General features: G+C 72.9%; 14 protein-coding genes. 6 read left to right on the forward strand and 8 right to left on the reverse strand.

What is annotated here, in order from left to right; genetic code table 11:
* Positions 1–192 precede the first annotated feature (192 nt).
* From AAC944_RS14055 to AAC944_RS14065, 3 genes are all read left to right on the forward strand, one after another.
* A complete protein-coding gene (locus AAC944_RS14055) occupies positions 193–2,052 on the forward strand; it encodes a glycoside hydrolase family 3 protein (RefSeq protein WP_051871774.1) in 1,860 nt (619 codons plus the stop codon).
* Positions 2,053–2,260: 208 nt separating this feature from the next.
* Positions 2,261–2,929, forward strand: a complete 669-nt coding sequence (locus AAC944_RS14060; RefSeq protein ID WP_368397273.1) for a hypothetical protein — start codon at positions 2,261–2,263, stop codon at positions 2,927–2,929.
* 52 nt (positions 2,930–2,981) lie between these two features.
* Positions 2,982–4,628 (forward strand): phosphodiester glycosidase family protein, encoded by a 1,647-nt coding sequence (locus AAC944_RS14065; protein WP_368397185.1) that lies wholly within the window; start codon positions 2,982–2,984, stop codon positions 4,626–4,628.
* A 103-nt stretch (positions 4,629–4,731) separates the two neighbouring features.
* On the opposite strand, the gene AAC944_RS14070 is transcribed toward AAC944_RS14065, so the two are convergent.
* The 4 genes from AAC944_RS14070 to AAC944_RS14085 all read right to left on the reverse strand — a co-directional run bounded on the left by AAC944_RS14070 (position 4,732) and on the right by AAC944_RS14085 (position 14,165).
* Positions 4,732–6,174, reverse strand: a complete 1,443-nt coding sequence (locus AAC944_RS14070) for a S28 family serine protease (protein ID WP_030614035.1) — start codon at positions 6,172–6,174, stop codon at positions 4,732–4,734.
* Between the two features lie 84 nt (positions 6,175–6,258).
* Entirely contained in the window at positions 6,259–10,152 is a 3,894-nt protein-coding gene (locus tag AAC944_RS14075; RefSeq protein WP_078888536.1) for an ABC transporter ATP-binding protein, read from the reverse strand.
* A gap of 69 nt (positions 10,153–10,221) precedes the next feature.
* Positions 10,222–11,283 (reverse strand): esterase-like activity of phytase family protein, encoded by a 1,062-nt coding sequence (locus AAC944_RS14080; RefSeq protein ID WP_030614052.1) that lies wholly within the window; start codon positions 11,281–11,283, stop codon positions 10,222–10,224.
* 119 nt (positions 11,284–11,402) lie between these two features.
* A complete protein-coding gene (locus AAC944_RS14085; protein WP_030614055.1) occupies positions 11,403–14,165 on the reverse strand; it encodes a discoidin domain-containing protein in 2,763 nt (920 codons plus the stop codon).
* A gap of 483 nt (positions 14,166–14,648) precedes the next feature.
* Here AAC944_RS14085 and AAC944_RS14090 point away from each other — a divergent pair, with 483 nt between their 5' ends.
* Entirely contained in the window at positions 14,649–14,855 is a 207-nt protein-coding gene (locus AAC944_RS14090) for a hypothetical protein (RefSeq protein ID WP_030614058.1), read from the forward strand.
* A 79-nt stretch (positions 14,856–14,934) separates the two neighbouring features.
* On the opposite strand, the gene speB is transcribed toward AAC944_RS14090, so the two are convergent.
* On the reverse strand, positions 14,935–15,915 hold the full coding sequence (speB, locus tag AAC944_RS14095) for an agmatinase (RefSeq protein WP_030614061.1): 981 nt from the start codon (positions 15,913–15,915) through the stop codon (positions 14,935–14,937).
* A 193-nt stretch (positions 15,916–16,108) separates the two neighbouring features.
* Between speB and AAC944_RS14100 the strand changes: the two genes are divergently transcribed.
* Positions 16,109–16,900, forward strand: a complete 792-nt coding sequence (locus AAC944_RS14100; protein ID WP_030614063.1) for a phosphatase — start codon at positions 16,109–16,111, stop codon at positions 16,898–16,900.
* Positions 16,901–16,921: 21 nt separating this feature from the next.
* Here the strand turns inward: AAC944_RS14100 and AAC944_RS14105 are convergent, their stop codons facing one another.
* The 3 genes from AAC944_RS14105 to AAC944_RS14115 form a co-directional block, all read right to left on the reverse strand.
* Entirely contained in the window at positions 16,922–17,809 is an 888-nt protein-coding gene (locus AAC944_RS14105) for an acyl-CoA thioesterase (RefSeq protein WP_030614066.1), read from the reverse strand.
* A 19-nt stretch (positions 17,810–17,828) separates the two neighbouring features.
* Positions 17,829–18,986, reverse strand: coding sequence for an acyl-CoA dehydrogenase family protein (locus AAC944_RS14110; protein WP_030614069.1), 1,158 nt, complete (start codon positions 18,984–18,986; stop codon positions 17,829–17,831).
* Positions 18,987–19,093: 107 nt separating this feature from the next.
* On the reverse strand, positions 19,094–19,711 hold the full coding sequence (locus AAC944_RS14115) for an SACE_7040 family transcriptional regulator (RefSeq protein WP_030614074.1): 618 nt from the start codon (positions 19,709–19,711) through the stop codon (positions 19,094–19,096).
* An 85-nt stretch (positions 19,712–19,796) separates the two neighbouring features.
* Here AAC944_RS14115 and AAC944_RS14120 point away from each other — a divergent pair, with 85 nt between their 5' ends.
* Complete coding sequence (locus tag AAC944_RS14120) at positions 19,797–21,413, forward strand: carboxyl transferase domain-containing protein (RefSeq protein ID WP_030614076.1); 1,617 nt, start codon at positions 19,797–19,799, stop codon at positions 21,411–21,413.
* Positions 21,414–21,416: the final 3 nt, after the last annotated feature.

A 21,416-nucleotide genomic window follows, 5' to 3' on the forward strand; every position in this document is an offset into this window, starting at 1 on the left:
CCCTCACCCGGTTGGCGTGCGGGCATTGACCGGCAATTGTTTTCCGGATATCCGTGTCTCCTTGGCACTTTCCTTCAATACGCCCATATGCCTGGTCCTGGACGGGCCGGAGCGGCCCGTGCCGCGCCCGGGTCCCTCGGGGCCGCCGGCACCGAGGAAGTCCTCCGAGGAAGCCCTCCGGAAGGAGCGCACGTGCACTCCAGACGCCAGCCGCACTCCAGACCTCACTCGCACTCCAGACGTACCGTCCTGACCGCTGCCGCCGCCGCGGCCGCCGCGGCCGCCACCGCCGGTCCCGCCGGTCCCGCCGGCACCGCGTACGCCGCCCCCGCCGCTCCCCGCGGCTCCCACGACCGCCTGCGTGCGCTCATCGCACGGATGAGCCTGGAGGAGAAGGTCGGCCAGCTCTTCGTGATGCGGGTCTACGGGCACTCCGCCACCGCGCCGGACCCCGCCGACGCCGAGTCCAACCGCAAGGAGATCGGCGTCTCGAACGCCGCCGAGCTGATCGCCAAGTACCACGTCGGCGGCATCATCTACTTCGCCTGGGCGCACAACACCCGCGACCCGCACCAGATCGCCGACCTCTCGAACGGCATCCAGAAGGCGGGCGCCGCCCAGCGCGTCCCCGTACCGCTGCTGATCGCCACGGACCAGGAACACGGGATAGTGGCCCGGATCGGCGCGCCCGCCACGCTCTTCCCCGGGGCGATGGCCCTGGCGGCGGGCGGTTCGCGCGAGGACGTGGAGACGGTGGGCCGGCTCTCCGGTGCCGAGCTGTACGCCATGGGCATCCGCCAGGACTACGCGCCCGACGCCGACGTCAACGTCAACCCCGCGAACCCGGTCATCGGCGTACGGTCCTTCGGTGCCGACCCGCGGGCCGTGGCGCGGTACGTCGCCGCTCAGGTGAGGGGCTATCAGGCGGCCGGCGTGGCCGCGACCGCCAAGCACTTCCCCGGCCACGGTGACACCGACACCGACAGCCACGTCGGCCTGCCGTACATCCACCACACCGCCGAGGAGTGGGAGCGGCTGGACGCACCGCCCTTCAGGGCGGCCATCGCGGCGGGCATCGACTCGATCATGACGGCGCACATCGTCGTGCCCGCGTTCGACAAGAGCGAGGACCCCGCGACGCTCTCCCGCCCGATCCTCACCGGCATCCTCCGCGAACGCCTGGGCTACAAGGGCGTGGTGGTCACCGACTCGCTCGGCATGGAGGGCGTGCGGAAGAAGTACGGCGACGACCGGGTGGCGGTGCTCGCCCTGAAGGCCGGCGTGGACCAGCTCCTGAACCCGCCGAATCTGAAGGCCGCGTACGACGGCGTGCTCACCGCGGTGGACAGGGGCGAGATCCGCGAGCCGGAGCTCGACGAGAAGCTGCTGCGCATCCTGGCGCTGAAGGAGCGCCGCGGGCTGTTCGCGAACCCGTACACCTCGCACCGCGCGGTGGACCGTACGGTCGGCACCCGCCGGCACCTGAAGACCGCCGACCGGATCGCCGACCGCACCACCACGCTGCTGGTCAACGAGGGCGGACTGCTGCCGCTCTCCCGGCGCCGCACCCGCCGCGTCCTGGTGGTCGGCGCGGACCCGGCAGCCCCCTCGGGCACCGGCGGCCCGCCCACCGGCGTCCTTGCCCGCACCCTGGGCGAGCTGGGCTTCACCACCACCGCGCTGTCCACGGGCTCCGCGCCCACCCAGGCGCAGACGGACGCGGCGGTGGCCGCGCTGGCGGAGCACGACGCGGTGGTCGTCGCGACGTACAACGTCACCGCCGCGTCCCCGCAGCGGAAGCTGGTGCGGGCGCTGCTGGACTCCGGCAAGCCGGTGGTCCAGCTGGCGATCCGCAACCCGTACGACATCGCCCAGCTCGACGGCGTGCAGGCGGCACTGGCGAGCTGTTCGTGGACCGATGTGGAGCTGCGGGCCGCGGCCCGGGTGATCGCGGGCCGCCGGGAGCCGAAGGGCAGGCTGCCGGTCCCGGTCATGCGCGCCGACGCGCCGGGCAGCGAGCTCTTCCCGATCGGCCACGGTCTGTCGTACTGAGCGGTCTGCCGTACTGAACGGTCCGTCGTACCGAGCGGATCGGCACCCTTGCCGGTCCCTCCGTACGGCGCGTACCGCACGGCCCGTACCGCAGCACACGTACCGCATGCGCAATACGCCGCCTCCGCCTGGCGTGTGCCCGTCACGGCGGGCCACGCTGGGCCGGTGTGTCCTTGAACGCCGGCCGCCGACGGCCGTCGCACCGCTGCTGGGCGCCGTGCTCGCGCTCGTCCTTTTCCTGACCGGGTGCCAGGAGGCGTCCGGCACCGGGCCGGGCGCCGCCGGCAGCGCCCGCCCGACGGGGTACGGCGCGGTCTACCTGGACCGCGGCGAGTGCAGCACCCGGGGGCGCGGCGCGGCCTTCCACGAGGTGGGCTGCGCGGACGGGAGGGCCGCTGCGCGGGTGCTGGCGCGGCACTCCGGGCGGCAGTCCCGGGGCGTGCCCTGTCCGGCCCGCACCGACTTCGTCCTGCACATCAGCGCGCACCGGCCGGACGCCGACGAGGACGGCGACGGCGCGGTGCCGCAGGGGTACGCCTGCATGCGCAACCTGCGCGCGCCGCACCCCGGCGACCCGGGACAGGGCGGCGGCCCGCGCACCGTGCCCGGCGACTGCGTCTACCTCGCCGACGGGCTGCAGGCCCGCGAGACCCCCTGCGGTGGGACGCGGCCGGGGGCGCGGCACCAGCCCGAGTACGGGGTGACGGCGACGGTCCGGAACCGCTCCTCGTGTCCCTCCGGCACGGCCCTGTACCTCCGTCTCCCCGACCGCACCACGGGCTGTGCCCGCCGTCTCGGCGCGGTGCCCCGGCCGCCTCTTCACCCTCCGGTCACCTCTCCTCCGCCCGCGTTCCTTCCCCGCGACGGCGATCCGTGATGCCATCCGGGTGCCCCGCCACCCCCTCCCGCCCCGCCCCGAAGGAGCCCCGGTGCCGCACCCCCGCCCCGCCCTGCGCGCCTCCCTCCCCCCGTCCCCCGCGCTCTCCCCCGCCCTCGCCGCGGTCCTGGCCACCGCCCTCGCCGCCACCTTCGCGATCCCCGGGTCCGCCGCCCACCGGCAGGCCTCCGCCGCGGCACCCGCCGCCTTCACGCAGCCGGTGCGGGCAGCGCAGCCGGGCGGGTTCGCCCTGCCTGAAACGCTCACCGACTGGCGGCACGACCGGCTCGCCGCCGGTGTCGACCTGTACCAGGGCGTGCTTTCCGGGCGGCCCGGCGCCGACCGCTGGACGGCCACCGTGCGGAAGGACGGCGCGGTGCTGCACGGCCGGGAGACGGCCGACGGACTGGCCCGCGCGCTGCGTGCCGCCGGCTTCACACCGCGGGCCGAGGAGGTGTCCTGGCCGGCCGGGTCGGCACGGCGGGGCACGGTCGGCGTCCGGGTACGCGTCGGTACGTACGGCGACCAGGGCCGGGCCGACACCACGCGCAAAGCGCTGGTGGCTGCCGGCTTCGACGCGGTGAGCGAGTGGACCGGCGCCGACGGCACGCCCGGTACGGGACTGGCCCGGGTCAAGGTCGCGGTCGTCGACCCCCGGGCGTACCACGGGCGGCTGGACGCCGGTCACGGTACGGCGGTCGCCGGGCGGGAGAAGGTCACCGACCTCGCCGCCCGGTCGGGCGCGCTGCTCGCGGTGAACGCCGGGTTCTTCGTGATGGAGGAGAAGGACGGCGTACCGGGTGCCGCGGCCGGCATCGCCGCGTACGACGGGAAGCTGCAGAGCGCCGCCACGAACGGCCGGGTCGCCGCGGTCCTCCGGGGCGACGGCCTGCACCCCGAATTCCGCCGGCTGCGGACGGAGCTGAAGGTCACGGCGGGCGGCGCCACCGAACTGGTGGACGGCGTCAACCGGGTGCCGGGGAAGGTGCGCAACTGCGGCGGCGTCGGCGGTGACTCGCCTACGGAGCGGCCGCTGCACGACGTCACCTGCACCGACCCGGACGAGATCGTCCGCTTCACCCCGGAGCTGGGGGCCGGCACTCCCGCGGGGCCGGGCGTGGAGGCGGTGCTGGACGGCACGGACCGGGTCCGGGAGCTGCGCCCGCGCGGCGGTCCGGTGCCGGCGGGCGGCACCGTGCTGGCGGGTGTCGGGGCGGGCGAGCGGTGGCTGCGGGAGCACGCCGGGCCCGGCTCGGCGGTGCGGCTGCACGAGCGGATCACCGACGCCGACGGCCGCACCGTCCGTCTCGGCCGCCACGACGACATCGTCAACGGCGGCCCGCAGCTGGTCCGCGACGGCAAGGTGGCCGTGGACCTCGCCGGGGACGGCGTCGAGCACCCCGGTGACCGTTCGTTCGCGTACGCCTGGGGCATCAAGCGCAACCCGCGCATGGTGCTCGGCACCGACCGGGCCGGGCGCGTGATCCTGCTGGCCGCCGAGGGCCGCCGGCCCGGCCACAGCGACGGCCTCGGCCTGGCCGAGGCCGGTGCGCTCATCAGGTCCCTGGGCGCCACCCAGGCCATGAACCTCGACGGCGGCGGCTCGGTGGGCATGGCCGTCGACGGCCGGCTGATCACCACCCCGTCCGACGCCACCGGCGAACGTGCCGTCGGTGACGCCCTGTTGCTGCGGCGCTGAGAGGCTGCCGGTCGGGGCGTGGGCGCTGAGACGGCAGTGGGCCCGGGCGGTCGTGCCGCCCGGGCCCACGCCGGGGATCACGCTGTCGCGGAACCGCCCGTCCTCACGGACGCAGCAGCGGCATCCGCTGGACCTGCTGCTTGTCCAGCTTCTTGTCGTACGGCGCGGACGGCGCCGGTTCGCCCGCCGCCGGGGCCACGCCGGCCCACTTCAGGAGGCGCGCGGTGGCCTTGGTGCGGTCGGCTTCCTTGAGCTTGGCGATGTTGGAGCCGTGGTTGCCGCCGGGGACGGAGAAGACGTAGGAGTCCTTCGCGCCCTTGCCGACCCGGAAGTGCTCGGAACTCCAGGGGTCGTACTGGCCGTTGACGAACATCATGCGCTCGGCGTGGTGGCGCACCCAGCGGTCCACGTCCGGCATGGCCTTCTTGTCGAAGGACATGGGGATGTCACGGGGGACGAAGGTGCGGGAGTTGTTGATACCCGGGTAGCGGAGCAGGTCCGCGACGTTCGGGTAGGAGTAACCGGGCTCACCGAGCTGGGTGCCGGCCTGGTAGTAGTACGGCAGGTAGGGCTCCATGCCCTGGTCGGTGTAGCTGGCGAAGCCGCCGACCTCGTCCATCCAGTTCCACAGCGCGTCGGTGGTGGCGGTGGGCTCGGGGACCTTGGCGCAGGCGGTGTCGGCGGGCTGGTACTGCCAGAAGCCGAAGACCAGGTCGGTGACCATGATTTCGTACGCACGGTCGGTGTTGCCGGCGAGCTCGAAGGTCCAGCCCTCGGCGGCGGCCTTCTTCTGGAAGCGGTCGACCATCTCGCCGCGGCGCTTGAGCGCCTCCCGCTCGACGGCGGCGAGGTCCTTGCGGCACTCGGCGGTGCCGACGGTGGCGAAGAAGCGGTCGTACGCCGAGTCCTCGTCGTTCCGTACGTCGTTGGGCGCGACGTAGGCGACGGTGCCGTCCATGTCGTGCGGGTAGAAGCGGCGGTAGTAGGTCGCGGTCATGCCGCCCTTGCTGCCGCCGGTGGCGATCCAGTTCTTGCTGTAGATCCGGTTCAGCGCCTTGAAGATGCGGTGCTGGTCGGCGGCGGCCTGCTGGATGTCGAGCTTCTTCCAGTCGGCGGGCTCGGGCCGGGACGGGGTGAAGTAGCGGTACTCCATCGAGACCTGGTTGCCGTCGATGATCTTCGTGGGCTCGCTGCGCGTCGGCGACGTGGAGACGTTGTAGCCGGAGGTGAAGAAGACGGTGGGGCGGTCGGTCGCCTTGTGCAGCACGGTGATGCGCTGCTGGAAGGTGCCCTTGCCCGGATGCCGGTGGTCGACCGGCTGGGTGTACTTCAGGACGAAGAAGCGGTAGCCGTCGACCGGCTTCTCCTCGACGAGGCTCATTCCCGGTATCGCGAGGAGGCGGTCCTTGATGTCCGCCCCCGCGCGGCTGTCCGCGGTCGTACCGGCCGGCCCGGCGGCGGTGGCCGCCCCTGCCGTGGCGGTTCCCGCGCCGAGCGTGCCTATGAGCACCACGAGCGACAACAGCCATCTGAGCGTTCTGCGCATGCGCCCTCCCCTGGGGTTCGCAAAGGTCGCGCTGAACCTATCGGTACGACCTGCCACCGGCCACCCCCCGGCCGGCGGTTCCGGTCACACCCGTACGCGCTCCTCCTCTCCGGTGAAGGACCGCCACAGTTCGGCGTAGCGGCCGCCGCGGGCGAGGAGTTCGGCGTGCGGTCCGTCCTCGGCGACGCGGCCGCGGTCGAGGACCACGACCCGGTCGGCGCGGGCCGCCGTGGTGAGGCGGTGGGCCACCACCAGGGTGGTGCGGCGGCCGGCGAGCCGGTCCGTGGCGTGGTTGACGACGGACTCGGTGGCGAGGTCGAGGGCCGCGGTCGCCTCGTCGAGCAACAGCACGTCGGGGTCGACCAGTTCGGCACGGGCCAGGGCGAGCAGCTGGCGCTGGCCCGCGGAGAGGTTGCGGCCGCGCTCGGCGACCTCGTGGAGGTAGCCGCCGTCGAGCGTGGCGATCATGTCGTGCGCGCCCACCGCCCGGGCCGCGGCCTCCACTTCGGCGTCGGTCGCGTCGGGACGTCCGTAGGCGATGGCGTCGCGGACCGTGCCGGGGAAGAGGTACGACTCCTGGGGAACGACGCCGAGGCGGTGGCGGTAGCCGGTCAGGTCCAGGTCGCGCAGGTCGGTGCCGTCCACCCGGACCGCTCCGGACGTCGGGTCGTAGAAGCGGGCGACCAGCTTGACGAGCGTGGACTTGCCGGCGCCGGTCTCGCCGACGAACGCGACGGTCTGGCCCGCCGGGATGGTCAGGTCGATGCCGGACAGCGCCTCGGTCGGCTCGCCGTCGGCGCCCGCGTACCGGAAGTGGACGTCGTCGAAGGTGATCTCGCCCGTCAGCTCCCGGACCGGGCGCGGCTCAGCGGCCTGCGGGGTGGTGGTCGGCTCACGCAGCAGTTCCTGGATGCGGCCCAGGGACACGGACGCCTGCTGGTAGCCGTCGAAGACCTGGGAGAGCTGCTGCACGGGGGCGAAGAAGAGGTCGATGTAGAGCAGGTAGGCGACCAGCGCGCCCGCGGTGAGGGTGCCGGCGGAGACCCGGCCGGCGCCCACGATCAGGACGAGCGCCGCGGCGACCGAGGACAGCAGCTGCACGAACGGGAAGTAGACGGAGATCAGGAACTGGCCGCGGGTGCGGGCCTGCCGGTAGGCGGCGCTGCGCTCGGTGAAACGGTCGATGCCGCTGCGCTCGCGGCGGAAGGCCTGGACGATGCGGAGTCCGGCGACGCTCTCCTGGAGGTCGCCGTTGACGGCGCTGATCCGTTCGCGCGCCAGCTCGTACGCCTTCACGCTCTGCTTGCGGAAGAAGTACGTACCGATGATCAACGGCGGCAGCGTGGCGAAGACGACCAGGGCCAGCTGGACGTCGATGACCAGCAGCGCGACCAGGATGCCGAAGAAGGTGAGGACGGAGACGACGGCGGTGACCAGGCCGGTCTGGAGGAAGGTGGAGAGCGCGTCGACGTCCGTGGTCATCCGGGTCATGATCCGGCCGGTCAGCTCGCGCTCGTAGTAGTCCAGGCCGAGGCGCTGGAGCTGGGCGAAGATCTTGACGCGGAGCGCGTACAGGACGCGTTCGCCGGTACGGCCCGTCATCCGGTTGGAGCCGATCTGGGCGGCCCACTGGGCGAGCACGACGAGCAGGGCGGCGGCGGACGCGGCCCAGACGCCGTTGACCGCGGCGCGCTGTACGCCGTCGTCGATGCCGTGCCGGATCAGTACGGGCAGCAGCAGCCCGGCGACCGCGTCCACGGCGACCAGCAGCAGCGCGAGCAGCAGCGGACGGCCGAAGCCGCGCAGCAGGCGGCGCAGGCCGTAGGAGCTCTCCGGCCGCGCGGCCTGCTCCTCGTCGATGTCAGGGGTGTCGGTGGCCGGGGGCAGGGCCGCGACCTTGTCGAGGAGTTCCGGGGTGGCGGGCGTGCCGGCGAGGGCACCGGCCATGCCGCCGGGGCGGCCGGCGAGCGCGGCGGCGGAGGCGCCGGCGCCCTCGCCCGGCCCTGCGCCGTCCGCCTCCTGGCCGGTGCGGATCCAGAGCTCGGGGGTGATGCCGTCGCGGCGGGAGTCCGTGGCGTCCGTGGTGACCGTGGTCGCCGGGTCCAGCAGCCCGGTGGCCGCCGCCTCACCGGAGAAGGCCCCGGCCGTCGCGGTCTGTCCGGCCGGGTCCCGTTCCACGCCGCCCAGCTCGTCCGGGTCGGTGAGCAGCCTGCGGTACAGCGCGCAGCGCTCCTCCAGCTCCTCACGGGTACCGATGTCCAGCAGCCGGCCGCCGTCGAGGACCGCTACCCGGTCGGCGAGCGCCAGGGTGGAGGCGCGGTGCGCGATGAGCAGGGTCGTACGGCCCGCCATGACACTGCGCAGCGCCTCGTGGATCTCGTGCTCGACCCGGGCGTCGACGGCGGAGGTCGCGTCGTCCAGGACCAGGACGCGGGGGTCGGTGAGGATGGCGCGGGCCAGGGCCACGCGCTGCCGCTGGCCGCCGGACAGGCTCAGGCCCTGCTCACCGACCTCGGTGTCGTACCCGTCGGGCAGGGCCGAGATGAAGCCGTCGGCCTGGGCGGCCCGGGCGGCCGCGCGGATCTGCTCGTCGGTGGCGTCCGGGGCGCCGTAGGCGATGTTGTCCCGGATCGAGTCGGAGAAGAGGAAGCTGGTCTCGGGGACCAGGCCGATGGCGCCGCGCAGCGAGTCGGCGGTCAGATCGCGCACGTCCCGGCCGCCGACGAGCACCCGCCCGGCGCTCACGTCGTAGAAGCGCGGCAGCAGCAGGGAGACGGTGGACTTGCCGCTGCCGGAGGTGCCGACGACGGCGACGGTCTCGCCGGGTTCGATGCGCAGCGAGAAGTCGTCCAGGACGGGCCGGCCGGCCGGGTCGTCGCCGTAGCCGAAGGTGACGTGCTCGAACTCGACCGTGGCGGGCGCATCGGCGGGCAGCGGCACCGCGTCCGGGCGTTCCTCGATGACGGGCTCGGTGTCGATCAGCTCGAAGACCCGCTCGACGCCGGCACGGGCCTGCTGGCCCACGGTCAGCATCATGGCGAGCATCCGGACCGGGCCGACGAGCTGCGCGAGGTAGGTGGAGAAGGCGACGAAGGTGCCCAGCGAGACCTGGCCGCGGGTGGCCATCCAGCCGCCGAGCGCGAGCATCGCGACCTGGCCGAGGGAGGGGACGGCCTGGAGCGCGGGGGTGTAGCGGGCGTTGAGGCGTACGGTGCGCAGCCGCCCGGCGAACAGCCGCCGGCTGACCTCGCGGAGCTTGCCGGTCTCCTGCTCCTCCTGGCCGAAGCCCTTCACGACGCGGACGCCGGAGACCGAGCCGTCCACCACGCCCGCCACGGCCGCCGCCTGGCTCTGCGCGTACCAGGTCGCCGGGAAGAGCCGGGTGCGGCTGCGCTTGGCGATCCACCACAGGGCGGGGGCGACGGCGAGGGCGACGACGGTGAGCAGCGGGGACAGCATCACCATGATCACCAGCGAGATGGCGAACAGCAGGACGTTGCCCAGCATCATCGGCACCATGAACAGCAGTGACTGCACGAGCTGCAGGTCGCTGGTGCCGCGGCCGACCACCTGGCCGGTGGACAGGTCGTCCTGGCGCCGCCCGTCCAGCCGGGTGATCGCGCGGTACATCCGGGTACGCAGGTCGTGCTGGACGTCCAGGGCGAGCCGGCCGCCGTAGAACCGGCGGATGTAGGTGAGGACGTAGACGGCGAGCGCGGCGACGATCAGCAGGGTGGCCCAGGGGGCGAGGGACCGTTCGTGCCGGACGATGACGTCATCGATGATCAGCTTCGGTACGAGCGGGACCAGTGCCATGACGGCCATCCCGGCGAGCGAGGAGCCGAGCGCGAGCAGTACGTCCTTCCTGTACTGCCAGCATGTGCGCGTCAGCCGCCGCGCCCAGCCCTCTTGTGCCGTGTCCGTGCCCGCCACGCGACGCCTCCCGCCGGTCGACTCCCTGCCGCAAGGCACCAACATCGCCGGCCGGTGATTTCATCCCACCGCAACAATTCCCGTGGCCGTGGGCGGCACGCACGGACAGTTACGTCAGATACGGACGGTCATGTCGTACAGCCGGGTGATCTGCTTCGGGTTCTGGTTGTCGTCGCTGACCAGCAGGACGTGCAGCCGGCCGGCGCGCCGCTCCAGCACCGTCATGCCCTCGATGTTGTCCAGGAGGGGATTGAGCTGCGGCTGCTTGGCCGGGGCGCCGAGGGAGGGGCAGCGCGTGAGGTCGGCGAGCAAGGTCTTGCGCGCGGGGCGTACGGCCTCCGAGAGGCGCTCGACGCGGCTGGTGTCGCTCGCGCGGCGCGGATCGGCGAGGTAGAGGCGGACGATGTTGCCCTGCGGGGTGAAGGTGCGCTCCAGGACGAGCAGGCGGCCGTCGCCGAGCGCGGTGATCTCGGGGACGGTCATGCCCTCGTCGACCGGGTACGCGTACTGGCGGCCGAGCGCGTGGCCGCCGTGCGGCCGCCGCTCCCAGGTCTGGAAACGGTGCAGGGCACGGCCCCGCGCGTCGGTCCCGTCGCCGCTGAGCGCGCCCTCCATGGACGCGGTGAGCGTACGGCCGCCGGGGCCCGCGGTCAGGCCCTCGAAGGTCTGGTTGCCGGTGGACCGGCCGGCCGGGGCGACCCGCAGCGCGTCGGGGACCGGGAGGCGGCCGCGCGGGTGGCCGGACCGGTCGTAGCGCCGGACCGACGGTTCGGTCTCGGAGGCCAGGAGCCGGTCGCCGTTCGCCTCGACGACCAGTCCCTCGGAGTCCAGCGGGGCGCCGTCCTCGCCGGCGAGCGGTACGGCCCGCAGCGGCTCCCGGGTCCGGCCGTCGAGGGTGACCAGCGCCGACCGGTCGGAGAGGGCGAGCAGAGTGCCGTCGGTGTCGCGGGCGAGCGCGGAGAAGTTCCCCACGTAGGTGCCGTCGACGGACCGCTTGTCCAGCGCGTCGGACCAGCGGTCGACGGAGACGCGGGGCGAGCAGGCGTGGCCGGTGGCGCGCGGGCCGGGCGGGGCCGCGGCCGTGCGGTCACCGGACGGGGCGGCGGCGGCCGGGAGCGTGCCGGTGACGAGCAGCGCGGCGGCGAGGGCGGCGGGTACGGCGGCAGGGAGACGCACGGGTGGTCCTTCCGGTCGGCAGGGCGGCAACGGGCGGGGCACCCGGGGTTCCTTCCCCCGGGTGCCCCGCCCGCATCATGCGTTCCGTCCCGTGGAACGCCCGGCGTCGGTGCCCGGCGTCAGTCCTTCGCCTCGGCCACCGTCAGCTCCGTGATGCCCGGACGGGTCTTCGCGTCCTCCTTGCCGCGCACGGTGACCTTGACGTACCGGGCCGGCGACTTCCCGGCGTAGCCGGTGCCGGTCCAGTGGCGCCCGTCGCGGGAGACCTGGATCCGGTACGACTCGGGCTTCGTGCCGGTCCAGTGCGGGGTGACCGTGCCGATGCGGCGGACGCTCCCCAGGTCGGCGGTGAGGGTGCCGGTGGCGGCGTCGGGCACCCAGGCGGTGGTGGTGTTGCCGTCCACCGCGGCGCCCGCGTACATCCCGGGCTCCTCCGACGAGGCCTTCGCCGGCCGGCAGCGGGCCGCGTTGTCCGTCGGCTCCTGGTCGGGCCGGCGGGTCTTCAGCGTGAGCGGCGACTCCTCGCTCACGACCCGCTCGCCCTCAGGGGTGGCGACGGTCATCGGCGCACCGCTGGTCAGCCGGACCTCGGTGTGGTGCGCGCCCAGCGCCACGTCGTACGTACGGCCCTGCCAGCGCAGGCCGCGCAGGGTGACGCCGTCGGCGAGCTGCGGCGGCAGCATCGGGTCCAGGGTGATCCGGTCCTCGCCCAGCCGCAGGCCGGTCAGGCCGTGGGTGAAGACCTGGAGGAAGCCGCCCTTGCCGGTCACGAAGTCCTGCGTCGGCGAGCCGGCGAGCGGGTCATGGGCACCGGCCTTCTCGCCGCGCGCCTCGGAGAAGAGGTGGAACGGGCCGCGCATGAACGGCCGCACGGACCGCTGGAGGTAGGTGTACGTCGCGCAGCCGGGCTCGCCGATCTCGGCGGCGTCGACGGCGTGCACCGAGTCGGTCATCGCCGGGCCGTCGGGGTCGGTGTGCGCGGCGTAGTAGTCCAGCGTCTTCGTCTTCGCCGCTTCGGACATCGGCCACTGCAGCGGGTACTGGAGCAGGACGGTGTCCGCCTGCTTGATGGTCGTGCCCTTGTAGCCGTCGTACTGCTGGAAGACCTGCTTCTTCTTGTCGTATGGGATGCGCAGCTTGCCGGCGACGGTCTTCCAGGAGGCGGGCGCGTCCTTGCCGAGGACGGCGGCGGCGCGGGTGGCGTGGCGGAGCGCGGTGGCGGCGCCCGCGTTGGTGAAGACGCCGTCGTCGACGCCGTTGCTGTACTCGTCCGGGCCCGCGACGTTCTTGACCGAGTAGCTGCCGTCGCCGTTCTCGGTGACGCGGGAGGTCCAGAACTTCGCGATGCCCTGCATGACGGGCCAGCCCCGCTCACGCAGCCACTGCTTGTCGCCGGTGGCCAGGTAGTACTGCCAGGCGGCCAGCGAGACGTCGCCCATCAGGTGGTTCTGGGTCCTGCAGTGCGGCGGGTCCCAGCTGTGGCACTCCTTCCACAGGTCGCCCTTGCCGCCGCTGGTCCACGGGTAGAACAGGCCGTCGTAGCCCAGCTTCTCGGCGTTGGCGCGGGCACCGGCCCGGGTCTTGTAGCGGTACTCGACGATCGACCTGGCGAGCTCCGGATGGGCGGCCAGCAGCCCCGGATACATCCAGGTCTCGGCGTCCCAGAAGATCTCGCCCGCGTAGTTGTCGCTGGTCAGACCGGCCGGGGCGATGCTGTCCGAGGAGCCTTCACGGGAGTTGGCGAGCAGCCCGTACTGTGCCGAGCGCACCCATGCCTGAAGGTCGCGCTGCTCGCGGCCGCGCACCTCGACGTCGGAGCGCCACAGCTGCTGCCAGGCGGTGGCGTGCGCGCGGTAGAGGTGGTCCCAGCCGAGGCGGGCGGCCTGCTGGGAGGCACGGGTGGCGGCGGCTCTGGGGTCGTCGGAGGTGAGCGCGGTGTCCACGCCGACGTACTTGGAGACCTCGTACGTCCGGCCCTTCTGCACGGAGAAGCTGACGCCTTGATGAGCCGTCAGCTTCTCCGGCGCCTTGGCCTTCTGTTCACTTTCCGAACGAATGCCCGGGCCCGTGCGGAGCGTGGAGGCCACCGCTCCCGCCGTCTTCGTCCCGTCGGTGCGGAAGGTGACGTCCTGCGTGCGGTCGCCGGCGCGCGCACCGCCGCCGGTCTGCGAGATCCGGCGGGCGCCCCGCCCGTCGAGGGTGTCGGTGACGGTCGCCGGGCCGCTCCAGTGCGGCGTCATCCGCAGCCGGACGGCGCCGGTGTGCGCGCGGGTGCGGTCCGCGAGCACGTCGAAGACCAGGTCGGTGGCGCGGCCGTCGGCGGCGGTCCAGGTCAGCGACGTACGGACCAGGCCGCAGCGCAGCAGGAGGGACTGCCGGTAGTGCGAGATCCGGCCGGGCTTCGTGGCGGAGCTGAAGGTCTCGGCGCCGGGGCCGCCGGTGGCCACGTCCAGCGTGGACCAGGTGGGCAGCGCGGCGATGGCCTGCCGCTTCTTCACCGAATTGGGCCCTTCGGCGTACAGGCCCGCCACGAACGCACCGTCGTAGCGCGGGGTGTAGAGCGGGAAGCCGGTCTTCTCGCCGGTCGCCGCGTACCCGGTCCCGTTGGCCGGCACGCGCTGTCCGAGGTAGCCGTTGCCGACGTACGGGTGGTGGCTGTCCTCGGGGTCGATGCGGGTGGACGTGGACCGCCAGCCCGGGCCGTCGGTGGCACACGAACCGTCGGCGGCCGGGGTGGCGCCCGCCGCCGGTCCCGTGGCGCGGGCGCCGTCCGGTGCCGCGGCGGAGGACACAGGGGGTACGGCCGCAATGAGCGCGCCCGCGAGCAGGGGGACGAGCAGCCGCCGGCCGGCACGCGGCAGCGGACGTGGGGAGTACGTCATTGTTCTCCGTCGACGAGTCGTCGGGCACGGGAGGCAGACCTGTCGCTGCCCGCAGCGAACCTAAAGTTATGAACAGATCACGTCAACGGTCCACGCGTTTTGTTAACTTTCCGAACTCGAGAAATCCCCCAGATGGGTCGGCGCGCCCATCCGTAGCCGGGCCGGGAGCACCACCACGGAGGACCCCGGAGCCGCCGGCGCCGCTCGACGCCGCCATGACTGAATTACCGCGCGGATTTGCGGACATGCCCCTTTTCGCCGGACTCCCGGGAAATTCACCAAGCCTTGCCCCATTCCGCCGATCCACGTCCGACATCGGCGGTATCGGCAGCCAAAACCGCACTTCACCAAGCATGTGGCGGGCCATTCCCGACGTAATGCACCAGGCCCCGAAGGGAATTTGCCTTACGGGCCCCGCCCCGGCAGCATTCCCCGCGTCACCCCCCGTTCTTCCGCGTCCCCCGTTTTGAAAGGAAGAAAGTCATGCGTGACTTCATCGAGACCGCCGAGCTCTCCGACACCGAGCTGGACGGCATCGCCGCCGGTGCGGTCGCCGCCGGCGCCGGCGTCGCCGGTTACGACGCCACCGTGACCGTCGACGGCACCGCCGTCCAGGCCGTCGAGGGCCTCGCCCAGGGCACGCTGGCCAAGGCCGACGGCCTGGCCTCCACGCTGCCCGTCGGCCTCTGAGCGAGCCGCTTCACAGCAGCACGGCCAGGGCCCCGGAACGTTCTCCGTTCCGGGGCCCTGGCGCGTTCCGCGCGGCGGGTCAGCCGCGCGCGGCCGCGATCTGACGGCTCATGATCGTGGTGAGCTCGTACGCGGTGTGCGAGGCGGCGACCGAGGTCATCTCGGCGTGGTCGTACGCCGGGGCCACCTCGACCAGGTCGGCGGAGACCAGGTTGCAGGAGGCCAGGCCGCGCAGGATCTCCAGCAGCTCGCGCGAGGTGAGGCCGCCGGCCTCCGGGGTGCCGGTGCCGGGCGCGTGCGCCGGGTCCAGCACGTCGATGTCGATGGAGATGTAGAGCGGGCGGTCGCCGATGCGCTGGCGGAGCTGGTCGGCGACCTCGTCCACGCCGCGGCGCATGACGTCCGCCGAGGTGACGATGCCGAAGCCCATCTTCTCGTCGTCGGTGAGGTCCTTCTTGCCGTACAGCGGACCGCGGGTGCCGACGTGCGAGAGCGCGGAGGTGTCGAGGATGCCCTCCTCCACCGCGCGGCGGAACGGCGTGCCGTGCGTGTACTCGGCGCCGAAGTACGTGTCCCAGGTGTCCAGGTGCGCGTCGAAGTGCAGCAGCGCCACCGGGCCGTGCTTCTTGGCGACCGAGCGGAGCAGCGGCAGCGCGATGGTGTGGTCGCCGCCGAGGGTCATCAGGCGGGCGCCGGTGCCGAGGAGGTCGTCGGCCGCGGCCTCGACCGTCTCGACCGCCTCGTTGATGTTGAACGGGTTGGCGGCGATGTCGCCCGCATCGGCGACCTGGGCCAGCGCGAACGGCGAGGCGTCCTGCGCCGGGTTGTACGGGCGCAGCAGGCGGGAGGCCTCGCGGATGGCGTTGCCGCCGAAGCGGGCGCCGGGGCGGTAGGAGACACCGGTGTCGAAGGGCACGCCGACGACGGCCACATCGGCGCGGCCGCCGACCTCGTCGACGCGCGGCAGCCGGGCGAAGGTGGCCGGGCCGGCGTAGCGCGGGACGCGGGAGGAGTCGACGGGGCCGACGGGCTCTGAGGAAGCGGCAGATGCGGTGGTCATGGCGCCGAGCGTAGGGTCGGTACGGCGATCGCCCCATGGACATTTCTGCGAGTGGCGATGGCGCCGTTCGACACGGCGTCCATGCCGGGCGGGCCCGTGAGGCTTGCCGTGTTGCCTCCCGGCGCCCGGGCCGGGCGTCCAGGCAGCGGAACTCCTCCGCCCCGGACTGATCGGCCCCGGCACAATGGGCTTCATGCCGATAACCACCGCCCCCAGCCGCGCCGAACTGGTCGACCACCTCGTCCGCACCCGGATCGCCGGCGACGTCGCCACGCCCCGCGAGAACAACCTCGACCACTACCGCAAGCTCGCCAACGGTGACCGCCACTACTGGTTCGGCCTGGAACTGGGCGACCGGTGGAGAGACGAGCAGGACGTGCTCGCCGTGATGGCCGAGCGCTGCGGCGTCAGCGACGACCCGGACCACCGCCACGGCCAGGACACCATCGACCCCGAGCTGACCGTGTCGGCGCTGGAGCGGATGGCGGCGGTACTGCGCAAGGCGGCCGCCGGGCGGCGGCGGGTGCTGCTCGCGACCGGCCACCCGGGCGGGCTGCTGGACGTGCACATCGCCACGGCCGCCGCGCTGCGGGCGCGCGGCTGCGACATCGTGGTCGTCCCGGACGGGCTGACCGCCGACGAGGGCGTGGTCTTCCAGTTCGGCCAGGTCGCGATGTTGGAGCGGGGCGCGACGCTGTGGCACACGCACTCGCCGGCGCCGATGGCGGCGATCCTGGACGGTCTGGAGCGGGCGGGGCAGCCGCTGCCGGACCTGGTGGTCGCCGACCACGGCTGGGCGGGCTGCGCGGGCCAGCGCGGCATCGACGCGGTCGGTTACGCGGACTCCAACGACCCGGCGCTCTTCCTGGCCGAGTCGGAGGGCACGCTCCAGGTCACCGTCCCCCTCGACGACCACGTCCGCAGCCCGCGCTACTACGACCCGCTGACGGCGTACCTGCTGCACGCTGCGGGGCTGGCGGACTGACCCCGCAGTACGCCCGGTTCGTCACCGGGGCGTGCGGATCACGCCCTCCTGGATCACCGAGACCGCGAGCTGCCCCTCGGCGGTGAAGATCCGCCCCTTGCCCAGGCCCCGGCCGCCCTGCGCGGTCGGTGACTCCTGGTCGTACAGCAGCCACTCGTCGGCCCGCACCGGCCGGTGGAACCACATCGCGTGGTCCAGGCTCGCGCCCACCACGTCGCCGACCGCCCAGCCGCCGCGCCCGTGGGCGAGCAGCACGGAGTCCAGCAGCGTCATGTCGGACACGTAGGTGACCAGGCAGATGTCGAGCAGCGGCCGGGGGATGCCGGTGTCGCCGTCGAGCTTGCCCTGGGTACGGAACCAGACCTGCGACCGGGGCTCGCGGACCTCGCCGGCGGTGGCGAACGGCGGCGCGTCCACGTACCGCAGGTCCACCGCGGCCCTGGCCTCCAGCAGCCGCTGGACCACGCCCTCGTCGACGAACCGGTCGGCGTACCCCGGCAGCATCTCGGCTGCGGTGGGCAGGGTGAGCGGGTCCGGCACGGCCGGCATCGGCTCCTGGTGCTCCAGCCCCTCCTCGTGCCCGTGGAAGGACGCGGTGAGGTGGAAGATCTGCTGGCCGTGCTGGACGGCGACGACCCGGCGGGTGGTGAAGGACCGGCCGTCGCGGATGCGGTCGACGGTGTAGACGATGGGCGCGCCGGGGTCCCCGGGGCGCAGGAAGTACGCGTGCAGGGAGTGCGGCGGGCGCTGGGCGGGGACCGTACGGCCCGCCGCTACCAGGGCCTGCGCGGCGACCTGCCCGCCGAAGACCCGGGGGACGACGGCGGGACGGGACTGCCCGCGGTAGATGTCCTCCTCGATCTGCTCCAGGGTGAGCAGGTCGAGGAGGGCTGCCAGTGCGTCGTTCACGGACGTCAGCCTAGAAGGATCAGAGGCCCATCGACTTGGCGATGATCGACTTCATGACCTCGTTGGTGCCGCCGTAGATGCGGTTGACGCGGTTGTCGGCGTACAGGCGGGCGATCGGGTACTCGTTCATGTAGCCGTAGCCGCCGTGCAGCTGGAGGCAGCGGTCGATGACGCGGTGCGCGACCTCGGTGCAGAAGAGCTTGGCGGAGGCGGCCTCGGCGGCGGTCAGCTCGCCGGCGTCCAGGGCCTCCAGGGCGCGGTCGGCGACGGCCTCGGCGGCGTCCACCTCGGCCTGGCAGGCGGCCAGCTCGAACTTGGTGTTCTGGAAGGACGCGACGGTCTTGCCGAAGACGGTGCGGTCCTGCACGTACTGCTGGGCGAACCGGACCGCGGCCTTGGCCTGCGCGTACGCGCCGTAGGCGATGCCCCAGCGCTCGGACGGCAGGTTCTGGCCGAGGTAGGAGAAGCCCTTGTTCTCCTCGCCGAGCAGGTCCTCGGCCGGCACCTTCACGTCGACGAACGCCAGCTCGGCGGTGTCGGAGGTGCGCAGGCCCAGCTTGTCCAGCTTGCGGCCGACGGAGTAGCCCTCGGACGTGGTGTCGACGGCGAAGAGGGAGATGCCGAAGCGGCGGTCGTCCTCCTTCGGCGGGGAGGTACGGGCGCAGACGATCACGCGGTCGGCGTGCACGCCGCCGGTGATGAAGGTCTTGGCGCCGTTGAGGACGTAATGCGTGCCGTCCTCGGAGAGCTTGGCGGTGGTCTTCATGCCCGCGAGGTCGGAGCCGGTGCCCGGCTCGGTCATGGCGAGGGCCCACATCTCCTCGGCGGAGACGAACTTCGGGAGGTAGCGCTTCTTCTGCTCGTCGGTGGCGAGCATCTTGATGTACGGCAGGGCGAGCAGCACGTGCACGCCGGAGCCGCCGAAGGTGACGCCGGCGCGGGCGGTCTCCTCGTACTGGACGGCCTCGAACTTGTGCGAGTCGATGCCGGCGCCGCCGAACTCCTCGGGCACGTTGATGCCGAAGAGGCCCAGCTCGGCGAGCTTGTAATAGAACTCGCGCGGCACCTGGCCGGCCTGGAACCACTCGTCGTAGACGGGGACGACCTCGGCCTCGATGAAGGCGCGGATGGTGTCCCGGAACGCCTCGTGGTCCTCGTTGAATACCGTCCGCTTCACAGCTGCCTCCTGGACAATCCCGACTCACTACGCTGGCTAAGCGCTTGCTCAGCGAAAGCTACCGGGCGGTCACCTCGACTGTCCAGGGTTCAAGGAAGCGAGCCCGATCACCCCACCGCACTGCGGTCCGGATCGGCGGCCGCCGCGAACGCGCCCAGCGCCAGCCGCTTGAGCAGCGTCTCGGTGGCCGTACGGGGCGGCAGACTGGCCCGCGGGCTCAGATGCGGCGTGGAGTTCAGCAGGCCGAAGACGGCGTGCACCGCGGCCCGCGCCTCGGCCTCCGTGCAGGCCGGGTAGACCTCGCGGACGACCTCCACCCACAGCTCGACGTACTGCCGCTGGAGCTGGCGCACCCGTTTGCGGTCCGCCTCGCGCAGCCGGTCCAGCTCCCGGTCGTGGACGGTGATCAGCGGGCGGTCGTCCAGCGCGAAGTCGATGTGCCCCTCGATCAGGGCGTGCAGCACCTCCTCGGCGCTCTCGCCGCCGTCGGCGACCCGCAGCCGCCCACCGTCCAGCAGCCGCTCACTGATGCCGACCAGCAGCTCGGCGAGCATCGCGTCCTTGCCCGCGAAGTGGCGGTAGAGGCCGGGACCGGAGATCCCGACCGCGGCTCCTATCTCGTCGACGCCGACGCCGTGGAAGCCGCGCTCGGCGAAGAGCCGGGCGGCCTCTTTGAGGATCTGCTCGCGACGGCTGACGGGGGCGGGGGCCTTCGTGCTGCTCATGGCTCCAATTGTAGACAGGCGGGTTAGTGGTCGTTAACCTGAAGGGAATCGTGTTAACGACCACTAACAAGGGGCGGGTACGACGATGGAGCAGGCTCCGGTACTGGGGACGGCCGCTGATCCCGCGGCCGGCTCCTGGCGGGCCAACGAGGCCGCACACCGCGCGCTCGTGGAGCAGCTGCGCGCGAAGCTCGCCGCGGCCCGGCTGGGCGGCGGCGAGAAGGCCAGGGCGCGGCACACCGCGCGCGGCAAGCTGCTCCCCCGGGACCGGGTGGACACCCTGCTGGACCCGGGCTCGCCCTTCCTGGAGCTGGCCCCGCTGGCGGCGGACGGGATGTACGACGGGGCCGCCCCGGCGGCCGGCGTGATCGCCGGGATCGGCCGGGTATCGGGCCGCGAGGTGGTGATCGTCGCGAACGACGCCACGGTCAAGGGCGGCACGTACTACCCGATGACCGTGAAGAAGCACCTCCGCGCCCAGGAGGTCGCCCTGGAGAACCGCCTCCCCTGCGTCTACCTGGTGGACTCCGGCGGCGCCTTCCTCCCGATGCAGGACGAGGTCTTCCCCGACCGCGAGCACTTCGGGCGGATCTTCTACAACCAGGCCCGGATGTCGGGGGCCGGCATCCCGCAGATCGCGGCCGTCCTCGGCTCCTGCACGGCCGGTGGTGCCTACGTACCGGCCATGAGCGACGAAGCGGTGATCGTCCGCAACCAGGGCACGATCTTCCTCGGCGGCCCGCCGCTGGTGAAGGCCGCGACCGGCGAGGTCGTCACGGCCGAGGAGCTGGGCGGCGGCGAGGTGCACAGCCGTACCTCGGGCGTGACCGACCACCTCGCCGAGGACGACGCGCACGCCCTGCGGATCGTCCGCACGATCGTCGGAACGCTCGGCGAGCGCGCGCCGCTCCCCTGGACCGTACGGAGGGTGGAGGAGCCCAAGGCGGACCCGGCCGGGCTCTACGGCATGGTCCCCACCGACTCCCGCACCCCCTACGACGTCCGCGAGGTCATCGCCCGCATCGTCGACGGCTCCCGCTTCGCGGAGTTCAAGTCCGAGTACGGCCAGACGCTGGTCACCGGCTTCGCGCACCTGCACGGCCACCCGGTCGGCATCGTCGCCAACAACGGCATCCTCTTCTCCGAGTCGGCCCAGAAGGGCGCGCACTTCATCGAGCTGTGCGACCAGCGCGGCATCCCGCTGGTCTTCCTCCAGAACATCTCCGGCTTCATGGTCGGCAAGGACTACGAAGCGGGCGGCATCGCCAAGCACGGCGCCAAGATGGTCACGGCGGTGGCCTGCACGCGGGTGCCGAAGCTGACGGTCGTCATCGGCGGTTCGTACGGCGCGGGGAACTACTCCATGTGCGGCCGGGCGTACTCCCCCCGCTTCCTGTGGATGTGGCCGAACGCCAAGATCTCCGTCATGGGCGGCGAGCAGGCCGCCTCGGTCCTGGCGACCGTCAAGCGCGACCAGCTGGAGGCGCGCGGCGAGGAGTGGCCCGCCGAGGCGGAGGACGCCTTCAAGGCCCCGATCCGCGAGCAGTACGAGACCCAGGGCAACGCCTACTACGCGACGGCGCGGCTGTGGGACGACGGCGTGATCGACCCGATGGACACCCGGCAGGTGCTCGGCCTGGCCCTCACCGCCTGCGCCAACGCCCCGCTGACCGACCCCGCCTTCGGCGTCTTCCGGATGTGAGGA

This window comes from Streptomyces sclerotialus, assembly GCF_040907265.1.
In the GTDB taxonomy this organism is placed as follows: domain Bacteria; phylum Actinomycetota; class Actinomycetes; order Streptomycetales; family Streptomycetaceae; genus Streptomyces; species Streptomyces sclerotialus.